This is a genomic window from Mesorhizobium sp. WSM4830, assembly GCF_055811495.1.
This window is the reverse complement of the sequence record NZ_JBVVQI010000143.1, coordinates 1-234: the sequence shown is the minus strand read 5'-3', so window position 1 is coordinate 234 and position 234 is coordinate 1. Positions and strand designations below refer to the sequence as shown.

Genomic DNA, 234 nt, shown 5'->3' with positions numbered 1-234 from the left:
CGGAAGGGCACCCCGCTGTTCGACACCCGCCTGCCGCCCGACACCGTCACCGCCGTCCTCGCTCACGTGGCCGAGGGCACCGGCACCCGCAAGACGGCCCGGCTGGTCGGAGTCCACCGCGACACCGTCACCCGGTACACCGCCCTGGCCGGCGACCACGCCCAGCGACTGCACGACGAGCTCGTGGCTTTTTCCCCCGGCGACGAGTGAGGTGCAGTTCGACGAGAAGTGGGC

General features: G+C 72.2%; 1 pseudogene. It reads left to right on the top strand.

The window, feature by feature from the left end:
• Positions 1-210: pseudogene (locus tag AC0L2Y_RS34720) on the top strand (IS1-like element ISMhu11 family transposase); the annotation flags it as partial.
• Positions 211-234: the final 24 nt, after the last annotated feature.